The 9,191-nt window shown below is 42.6% G+C and carries 9 protein-coding genes; all 9 read left to right on the plus strand.

What is annotated here, in order from left to right:
• The first annotated feature begins 178 nt into the window (after nucleotides 1-178).
• Nucleotides 179-793, plus strand: coding sequence for a transcription termination/antitermination NusG family protein (locus DW085_RS14895; RefSeq protein ID WP_181986243.1), 615 nt, complete (start codon nucleotides 179-181; stop codon nucleotides 791-793).
• A gap of 25 nt (nucleotides 794-818) precedes the next feature.
• Nucleotides 819-1,643, plus strand: a complete 825-nt coding sequence (locus DW085_RS20660) for a hypothetical protein (RefSeq protein WP_347475112.1) — start codon at nucleotides 819-821, stop codon at nucleotides 1,641-1,643.
• On the plus strand, nucleotides 1,640-2,179 hold the full coding sequence (locus tag DW085_RS20665; protein ID WP_347475113.1) for a sugar transferase: 540 nt from the start codon (nucleotides 1,640-1,642) through the stop codon (nucleotides 2,177-2,179). The genes DW085_RS20660 and DW085_RS20665 overlap by 4 nt, the downstream gene beginning before the upstream one ends.
• A 3-nt stretch (nucleotides 2,180-2,182) precedes the next feature.
• Nucleotides 2,183-3,133: a DUF4422 domain-containing protein gene (locus tag DW085_RS14905; RefSeq protein ID WP_118493377.1), complete on the plus strand. Its 951-nt coding sequence runs from the start codon at nucleotides 2,183-2,185 to the stop codon at nucleotides 3,131-3,133.
• Nucleotides 3,134-3,160: 27 nt separating this feature from the next.
• The gene (locus DW085_RS14910; protein ID WP_118493379.1) at nucleotides 3,161-3,949 is read left to right on the plus strand and encodes an ABC transporter permease; all 789 of its coding nucleotides are present in this window, start codon (nucleotides 3,161-3,163) and stop codon (nucleotides 3,947-3,949) included.
• 9 nt (nucleotides 3,950-3,958) lie between these two features.
• Nucleotides 3,959-4,699 carry an ABC transporter ATP-binding protein gene (locus DW085_RS14915; protein WP_118493381.1) on the plus strand — a complete coding sequence of 247 codons (741 nt, stop codon included), beginning with the start codon at nucleotides 3,959-3,961 and terminating at the stop codon, nucleotides 4,697-4,699.
• A gap of 61 nt (nucleotides 4,700-4,760) precedes the next feature.
• Nucleotides 4,761-6,644: a DUF4422 domain-containing protein gene (locus DW085_RS14920; RefSeq protein ID WP_182430895.1), complete on the plus strand. Its 1,884-nt coding sequence runs from the start codon at nucleotides 4,761-4,763 to the stop codon at nucleotides 6,642-6,644.
• Nucleotides 6,645-6,878: 234 nt separating this feature from the next.
• Nucleotides 6,879-8,165, plus strand: a complete 1,287-nt coding sequence (locus tag DW085_RS14925) for a glycosyltransferase family 2 protein (RefSeq protein WP_118493385.1) — start codon at nucleotides 6,879-6,881, stop codon at nucleotides 8,163-8,165.
• Between the two features lie 129 nt (nucleotides 8,166-8,294).
• Nucleotides 8,295-9,191, plus strand: an 897-nt coding sequence (locus tag DW085_RS14930) for a glycosyltransferase (protein WP_118493393.1), incomplete at its 3' end; no start/stop codon positions are given.

Consider the following 9,191-nt stretch of genomic DNA (forward strand, 5'->3'; position numbering starts at 1 on the left):
CCCCCCACAAACCGTAGTATAATAAACTAGACTTCGCATAGGCACAAATCCTCTAAAATCAGGCGTGCCGGATGCGGATGTATGAAAGCGCGTTAAGAGACGCAGAATAAGAAGCAAAAGCACGTGGAGTAGGCTGCCTGTGATCAATGTCATGGTCAGACGAAAGATGGAACATAGGATGGATAACGATCGTATCCGGGCAGCCTGCGGGCGGCTCCGGGATGGCGAAGCATACCCATTGTGCGCCAAAATGCAGAGAAATGCAAAGGAGAGTACAGGGATGTGGTATGTGATCCAGACACAGACAGGCAAGGAACAGGAGCTGACAGAATGCATCGAACGCGTTTTGAAAGGAAATGGGTACCGCGCCTGTTTTGTGATTGAGCAGGAATGCGTCTGGCGCAATGCCGGGGAACTTTTGGAATACCAGAAACCGCTCTTTCCATCCTATGTTATCGCGGACACCGACACGCCGGAGGAATTCTTTCTGGCGTTAAAGCGGGTCCCGAAGCTTTCCAAACTCCTGCGGACAGACTGTGAATTCTGGGCGATCCGGGAGGAAGAGAAGAAACTGCTCTGCCAGATGATGGAGTTGGATGAATGTCTTGTCCGCCGCTCCTTTGTCACCCTTGACGAAGACGGCAACATCCTAACCGCCCAGGGACCATTATCCTTCTTCCTGGACAAGATTGTACGCAAGCGCATCCGTAAGCGGATCGTGACGGTCGAGGTTGAGCTTCTGGGAGAAAAGCGCAGGATAGAACTGGGAATCTGTCTGCCGGAAGATAAGTAAAAGAAAGGAACCAAAACACAAAAGCATGAATCAATTTGAGCAATACAAGCGCCTGATCAAGCTGGGATTTGCCCTGATATTGGTTGCGCTTCTGACAGGACTCTATGGCGTCATCTGGATCAACTGGTACAACAAGATTATCTGGGCGCCGTTCTTCCGCAGGGGTAACTGGATGATGATATTCATCTATGGACTCCTGCTTATTTTCTTTATGCAGCTGTACGGGGGATTCAAGATCGCCCTCCTGAAGCGAGGAAATCTGATATATTCACAGATATTGGCGGTGGTATTTACCAATATTATCACGTATTTTCAGATCAGTGTGCAGGATAAGAAATTCACGGCACCTCTGCCGCTGGCAGTCAATCTGGTCGGCGCAGTCATCATCATTCTGGCATGGACGATGACATTTCTGTGGCTGTACCGGGGGATGTTTCCGCCGAGAGAACTGCTGCTGATATCGGGCGATCACTCCGACTATCATCTGATCGAAAAGATGAACGCCCGCGAAGATAAATACATCATCAGCCAGATCATCAGCTATCACGAAGACCCGGAACGGGTAAAGGCGGAGATCGCCAAATATGACAGCGTGATTGTCGGAGATATTCCGGCGCACGAGCGCAACTATATCATCAAATACTGCTTCGGACAGAATATCCGGACCTACAGTGTACCAAAAATTTCAGATATTCTGCTTCGGAGTTCGGTGGAACTGAATCTGTTTGATTCACCGCTGCTGCTTTCGAGAAATAACCAGGGACTGCAGATTGAACAGGCCATCATGAAGCGGATCATCGATATCATCGGATCGCTCGTCGAATCGTTATTACGATTCCGATTTTTTTGATTGTAGGAATCAGCATCAAGGTGACAGACGGCGGACCGGTGATTTACCAGCAGACGCGCCTTACAAAAAACGGAAAGAAATTCCAGATATATAAATTTCGTACCATGGTGCAGAACGCGGAAGCAGATGGAAAGGCACGGCTGGCAAGCGAGGACGATCCGAGAATCCTGCCGATTGGCCGCCTCCTTCGTGCAACCCGCCTGGACGAGCTGCCGCAGATTTACAATATTCTGAAAGGCGATATGTCCATCGTGGGTCCGCGGCCGGAGCGCCCGGAGCTGGCAGCAGAGCTGGAAAAAGAAATACCGGAATTTTCCTTCCGCCTGCAGGTCAAAGCCGGACTGACCGGTTATGCCCAGGTATATGGAAAATACAACACAACCCCTTATGACAAGCTGAAGCTGGATTTGACGTACATACGGAACTATTCTGTTCTGGAAGATCTGAAGCTGATTATCATGACGCCGAAGATCATGCTGATGAAAGAGAGTACGGAAGGGGTTAAAGAAGAACAGGAGCCGACAAACGGAAAATAAAACATGGAAAAACAAGCAGATATACGCATTTTGATTGCCTGTCATAAGCCAACGTATGTGCCGGAAAATCCCCTTTTTTATCCGATACAGGTGGGAACGGCTCTGACAGACCGGCGGCTGGAAGGAATGACATACCATGACAATGAGGGCGATAATATATCCGAAAAAAATCCAGATTATTGCGAACTGACAGCCCAGTACTGGGCGTGGAAACATTTGGATTGCGATTATTACGGATTTTTCCATTATCGCCGTTATCTGACCTTTCACAATCTAAGCCCGGTGACTGCGAAAGGGAAAATAATAGGAAAACGTCATATCCCATATATAGAATTAGATTCCGTATGGGAAGATCTGACGCCATACTGGATCGAGGAAGACTGGATGTGCCGCCAGATCGAACAATACGATCTTCTGACCGTGTATCGCGAACGAATCAATACAACGGTTTACCGGCAATACTGTCAGTATCATGATGGAAACAATCTGAATCAGATGCTGGCACTTTTAAACCGGATTTATCCGGAATATGCAGATGCGGCGGACGCATATATGCATTCCAAAGAAATCTATTATATGAATATGTATATCATGAAAAAAGAGCTGTTCCAGAAATACATGGAATGGCTTTTTACGCTTTTAAGCGCCTTTGAAGCAGAGAGAAAAGAAGCAGACAGGCAGAAACAGGAGCCGAGACTGATTGGATATCTGGCGGAGCGCCTGTTCGGCATCTTTTACTTATATCAGAGAAACAGGGGGGCGCAGTGTGCGGAACTTCCCTATCTGAAATTCTATCATACCGAACCGGGAAAGGAGGAAAGCACATCCAATATACGGGAATTCAGGCTAAAACCGACAAAGATCAAAATTAAAATAGATATGCGCAGATTAAACCGTTTATTTCCGGCAGGAAGTTTAAGACGGGTTCTGCTGCGAGGACTTTTTCTGAGATAAAAGAAAAAAGAGAGAAAGGAAAAAGATATGAATTTGTTCTTAAAACGACTGGGCGGATTTTACAAATACCGCTTCCTGATGCAGCAGCTGGTGACAAAAGATATCAAGCTGAAATACCGCCGGAGCTTTCTGGGGTATCTTTGGAGTATTCTGAATCCGCTGATGGTTATGGTTATCATGGTAATTGTATTCTCCAATATGTTCCGGTCGGATATTACCAATTTCCCGGTATACCTGATTATCGGACAGACTCTTTATAACTTTATGAGTGAATCAACCACACAGGCGATCTTTTCCATCATTGGAAATGCGTCCCTGCTAAAAAAAACGTATGTACCGAAATATGTATTTACCGTCTCCAAAATCACAAGTTCCTTTGTAAATATGATATTTGCTCTGGGGGCACTTATTATCGTATTTATCGTGTGCCGGGTAGTCCCGAATGTATTCTTCCTGTTCATTCCGGTGATTCTTTTGCAGGAATATCTGTTCTGCCTGGGACTGGGAATGCTGTTAGCACAGGGATGTGTATTCTTCCGTGATATCCAGCATATTTACAATGCAGTACTGACCGCATGGATGTACCTGACCCCATTATTTTATCCGATCACCCTGCTTCCGGAGGCACTGCGGAAACTGGTTATGACCCTGAATCCGATGTACTTCTATATCACGCAGTTCAGACAGATCGTTTTGGAATGCCGGATGCCAGATTTGTATCTGATCATCGCCGGATTCGTGGCAGCAGGTATCGCACTTCTGGTCGGAGTGGGCGCGTTCTTAAAGACGCAGGATAAATTTATCTTATATATCTAGGAGGCAGAAATGGCATCGGACAAAGATACAATCATAAAAGTAACCAATGCGGCGGTCCGTTTCAATATGGCTTCCGAGCGCATCGATAACTTAAAAGAATATTTTGTAAAACTGATCAAACGGGAGCTCATGTTTCAGGAATTCATGGCTCTGAAAGATATCAATTTTGAAGTAAAACGCGGGGAAGCGTGGGGCCTCATCGGAACCAATGGTTCCGGAAAATCAACCCTGTTAAAACTGATCTGCGGCATCCTGAAGCCGTACCGGGGCACGGTAGAGGTAAAGGGAAGTATCGCACCCTTGATCGAGCTGGGCGCCGGATTCGACGGCGAACTGACTGCGACGGAAAACATCTATCTGAATGGCGCCGTTCTCGGTTACAGCAAAGAATTCATGGATGCACATTACGAAGAGATCGTCGAGTTTGCAGAACTCAAAGATTTCATGAATATGCCGATCAAAAACTATTCCTCCGGTATGGCAGCCCGTCTGGGATTTGCTATCGCCACGATCGTGCAGCCGGAGATCCTGATCGTCGATGAGGTACTGGCGGTCGGAGATGCGGCATTCCAGGAAAAATGCCAGGAACGCATGCATCATATGCTGGAAAATGGAACGACACTTCTCTTTGTCTCCCATACGATGGCAACCGTGCGGCAGCTCTGCGACCATGCAATCTGGCTGAACAAGGGAAATGTGGTTATGCAGGGCGAGGCAGAGAGCGTCTGCGATGCTATATGGAAAGCCTGAATCTGCCGGAAAACGCATAAAAATCCCGCAAAATGCTGTAGATGAAAGGAATGTAATATACATGGAAAAACAAGCAGGACAGATCCCGGATATCCGGATCTATGTGGTCTGCCACAAACCGGCCTATGTGCCGGAAAATCCATATCTGTATCCGATACAGGTGGGAACCGCACTCTCCGGAACAAAACTTCCGGGGATGCTGCATGACGATGAGGGAGACAATATTTCCGAACGGAATAAGACATACTGTGAGCTGACGGCACAGTATTGGGCATGGAAAAACGAAGAGGCGGATTACTATGGATTTTTCCATTACCGCCGCTATCTGGCATTTGATCCGTCTCTGAACAAAGACGATGGATGGGGGAATATTGCCTATGACCGCATCTCAGAAGAAGCGATCGAGGAAATGAAACTTCAGCCGGAGATTATGCGCGATCTGATCACAAAATATGACGTGATCAGCGTCCGCGGACGCCGGTATCCGCGCATTAAGACAGAAGGAAAAACGATGGATGTATACCATGAATATGGCATGGTTCCTTTCCAGCACCGGAAAGATCTCGACATTACCCTGCAGATTTTGAAAGAAAAATATCCGGCGTTTGCACAGACAGCAGATTCGTATATGCAGTCCGAAAACGCCCATGAGTGCAATATGTTCATCATGAAAAAAGAGATCTATAAAGACTACTGTGCATGGCTCTTTGACATCCTTTTTGAGACAGAAAAGCGGATCGACAGTACCTGGTACAGCGTGGAAGAATACCGGGTGATGGGATATCTGGCAGAACGCCTTTGCGGCATCTACTATGAGTGGCTGAAAACCCAGCCGGGAATCCGGGCGGGAGAATTGCCGAAAACCCTGTTCAAAGAGACAGCGCCGAAAGCGGTTCTGGAGCCGGTTTATCCGGCAGGCGTGCCGATCGTGCTGTCTGCCAACGATAAATTTTCACCGTATCTTGACATCATGATCCGCTCGGTGATTGTGAATGCCTCACCGGAGAGAGAGTATGACATCATTATTCTGTACAACGACATTTCTGAGAAAAATCAGCATCTGATTTCCATGGCAGCCAGGGACAAACAGAATATATCGATTCGTTTCATCCGAGTATGTGAATACTTCGATGCGGGCAAATTATTTGTCGATCAGCACTTGTCCGTAGAGACATATTACCGCCTGATCATCCCGGAAATCATGCCGAATTATCACAAGATTCTCTACCTGGACTGTGATATGGTAGCCGATCATGACGTAGCAGAACTGTATGATTTCGACCTGAACGGAGCTGTGATCGGGGCAGCAAAAGACATCGATGTGGCAGGACAGCTGAATCTGAACCAGAACAACTGGCAGACCTATGCGACCGAGATATTGGGTCTGGATAGCCCGTATGACTATTTCCAGGCAGGTGTCCTGATTCTTGATCTGGACGGACTCCGCAGGACGATGAGTTCAGAAGATATGATTCAGATGGCACTGACCCATTCCTATCGCTGTCACGATCAGGATATCCTGAACATCGTGTGCAAAAACAAAGTAACTTACCTGCCACAGCAGTGGAACACGCTGATGGACTGGCAGGAGATTGGACGCAGCCGTATGGATATTCTCAAGATGGCGCCGAGACAGCTCTATGAAGCATACACACAGGCGAGAAAACGCCCGTATCTGATCCATTTCGCTGGATACCAGAAACCTTGGGATGTGGTGGACTGTGATTTTGCGGAATATTTCTGGGAGTATGCGAAGCTGTCGCCGTATTATCCGATGATTCTTCAAAAGACGAAACGATGCCTGATGGATGAGAGAGAAGCGGAACTGTCAAGAATTGCAAAGATGGAGCAGAACGCGGGCATCCGGAAGATTGCCAATAAGGTGCTGCCGATTGGGAGTCGGAGGAGAGAGTGGGTTAAATCAATTTATAGAAAAACAAAGTAAGTTTCTAATAGTTGATTTCGCAAATGAGAAATAGCAGTAAGATTTTGTTATAAAAAGAGATGTTGGTTTCGGTAAAATGTTTCGGATGGAGCTATAGCAATAATAATGCCTAAGTCCTGTTTTAAATATTTTATAAAATGTATTTGTTGTGTGTGTTTAACAATGGTGGAGAAGGAATGAATATACGCTAAAAAGAAATGAATAAAAATTTATAGTTGAGCATGGAGAGATGATATGGTAAAAGTGTCAATTGTTGTTCCAATCTATAATACGGAAAATTATGTAGAGAGATGTTTGGATTCTTTGCTAAAACAAACACTTACAGATATAGAAATTATTTGTGTTAATGATGCATCTACAGATGCGTCATTAACAGTAGTAGAAAAAAAGGCGAATAATGATCGAAGAATTAAAATCATTAATCATAAACACAATTTTGGAACAGGGCAAGCTAGGAAACATGGCGTAGAGGTTGCAAATGGAGAATATATATTGTTTGTCGATAGTGATGATAGTTTAAAATCGAATGCATGTGAAGAATTATATAAAAAGATAAAAAAAGAAAAAGTGGATATTCTCCATTTTGGTACAAATATTATTCCGTCAAGAAACACATCAAAAACAATGGTTAATTGGGTTGAAAATTTCCTAACCCCATATCCTCATAATATATGTGGAAAAGATATATTGGAAAAGTGTTATGTTGAGGGAAAATTTGATTTTAATATAACAGATAAAATGTGGGATGCGGCTTTGTGTAAAAAGTCATTTTCTCAGCTAAGTGATCAAAAAATGATTGCAGCGGAGGACCAATATGCTTTTTTCATCATGGCATTTTATGCAAATTCCTATTTAGGGATACAAGAGGAAAAATATTATAATTATAATTTGGGAATTGGAATAACAGGTGGAGATATATTAGATTTGAAGCGGTTTGAAAATCGTTGTACAGGTGCGATAGTGGTACAGGAGGTTCAAGCCTTTTTAAAAAGAGAAAAGAAGATGGAAGAATACCAAACAATATTTCAAAGTTTTTCAAATAAAATATTGTGGGACTGCGTAGATTGTTGGATTAATAAATTAAAATCAGATGATTCGAGTGAAGGCTATAGAATTCTTTTAAAATACTGGGAGCCAAGTAAGATTGTATCTGCTATAGCTAGAACTAACTTTGAAAATAATGATTTTATACGAGAAAAGGTGGGAGTGTTTGGAGAGGAAAAAAAAGATGCAGTAGGAATTTATTGCAGAGGAGTTGATTCGAAAATCAAACGAAAGATGGTCGAGAATCAAAGGAAATTTTTAGAAAAGAATGGTAACAAAGTCGTTTTATTAACTGATGAAAATTCATTATATAATGTTGAATCATTTATTTTAATTCCAGATGCGAGATTGGCTAATTGGGATAAATATGAGAGCAGAGCAGAAGAGATTAAGAAAATAATTCAAATGTATAATATTAAAATATGCTTGAATATGTCATCGGATATACATAATACGTGGTTAGATAACTCTTGTTAAAATCATATGGTGTTATTTTGATGGAAATGAATATAAAGGATAATTTGTTGTTTGCTATAAAATTATTCTTTTTAAAATGTTGTGAAAAATTGGAAAAAGTTGTAGTGGGGGAAAAATAGGGTGAATGTGATGGAAGAACTGGTCAGTGTAATTATTCCTGTATATAAAGTGGAAAAATATCTGGAAAGATGTGTTGAATCTGTACAAAAACAAACGTTTCAAAATTTGGAGATCATATTGGTAGATGATGGTTCGCCAGATTTATGTGGAGCTATGTGCGATGAGATGGCTAAAACAGATCCTAGAATAAAGGTGATACATAAAAATAACGGAGGATTATCAGATGCAAGGAATGTAGGAATCGAAATGGCATCTGGTAATTATATTGTATTTGTTGATAGTGATGATTGGTTGGACTTAGATATGATAGCTCTATTATATCGAGTGTTAAAAAAATATAATGCAGATATTGCAGAGTGTAGTTATAGGAATATTTGCACTGACAGAATTGAAGAAGAAACAAATTGTTCAGCTAAAGTGGTAGAGGGAGATAGAATTCTAGCGTTGGAGGCGATGCTTGATTGGAGATGGTTTAAGCCTGTAGCGTGGAATAAATTATATAAAAGAGACGTTTTGGGAGATATACGTTATCCAAAGGGAAAATTACATGAGGACGAATATACAACATATAAATATTTTTATAATGCAAATAAGTTGGTTTATGTAGATGTTTCTAAATATAATTATGATAGAAGACGAGAAGATAGTATTACAGGAAAAAAATTTAGAGAAGATAATTTAGATGCATGTTGGGCTTTTAGAGAACGGATGGAATTTTTTTATAAAAACAACTTGGCTGAATTGTATTTGAAGATGAACAATATATATTGTTGGTATGTATTGGAAAGTTTACATAAATGTTGGGCTTTTAGAGAACGGATGGAATTTTTTTATAAAAACAACTTGGCTGAATTGTATTTGAAGATGAACAATATATATTGTTGGTATGTATTGGAAAGTTTACAT

This window comes from Clostridium sp. AF50-3, assembly GCF_003477445.1.
Taxonomy (GTDB): domain Bacteria; phylum Bacillota; class Clostridia; order Lachnospirales; family Lachnospiraceae; genus Otoolea; species Otoolea fessa.

Coding starts and splice junctions, on each gene's coding strand:
- DW085_RS14920 (WP_182430895.1), top strand. CDS start 4,761: ATGGAAAAACAAGCAGGACAGATCCCGGATATCCGGATCTATGTGGTC.
- DW085_RS20660 (WP_347475112.1), top strand. CDS start 819: ATGAATCAATTTGAGCAATACAAGCGCCTGATCAAGCTGGGATTTGCC.
- DW085_RS14895 (WP_181986243.1), top strand. CDS start 179: ATGGATAACGATCGTATCCGGGCAGCCTGCGGGCGGCTCCGGGATGGC.
- DW085_RS14925 (WP_118493385.1), top strand. CDS start 6,879: ATGGTAAAAGTGTCAATTGTTGTTCCAATCTATAATACGGAAAATTAT.
- DW085_RS14915 (WP_118493381.1), top strand. CDS start 3,959: ATGGCATCGGACAAAGATACAATCATAAAAGTAACCAATGCGGCGGTC.
- DW085_RS14910 (WP_118493379.1), top strand. CDS start 3,161: ATGAATTTGTTCTTAAAACGACTGGGCGGATTTTACAAATACCGCTTC.
- DW085_RS14905 (WP_118493377.1), top strand. CDS start 2,183: ATGGAAAAACAAGCAGATATACGCATTTTGATTGCCTGTCATAAGCCA.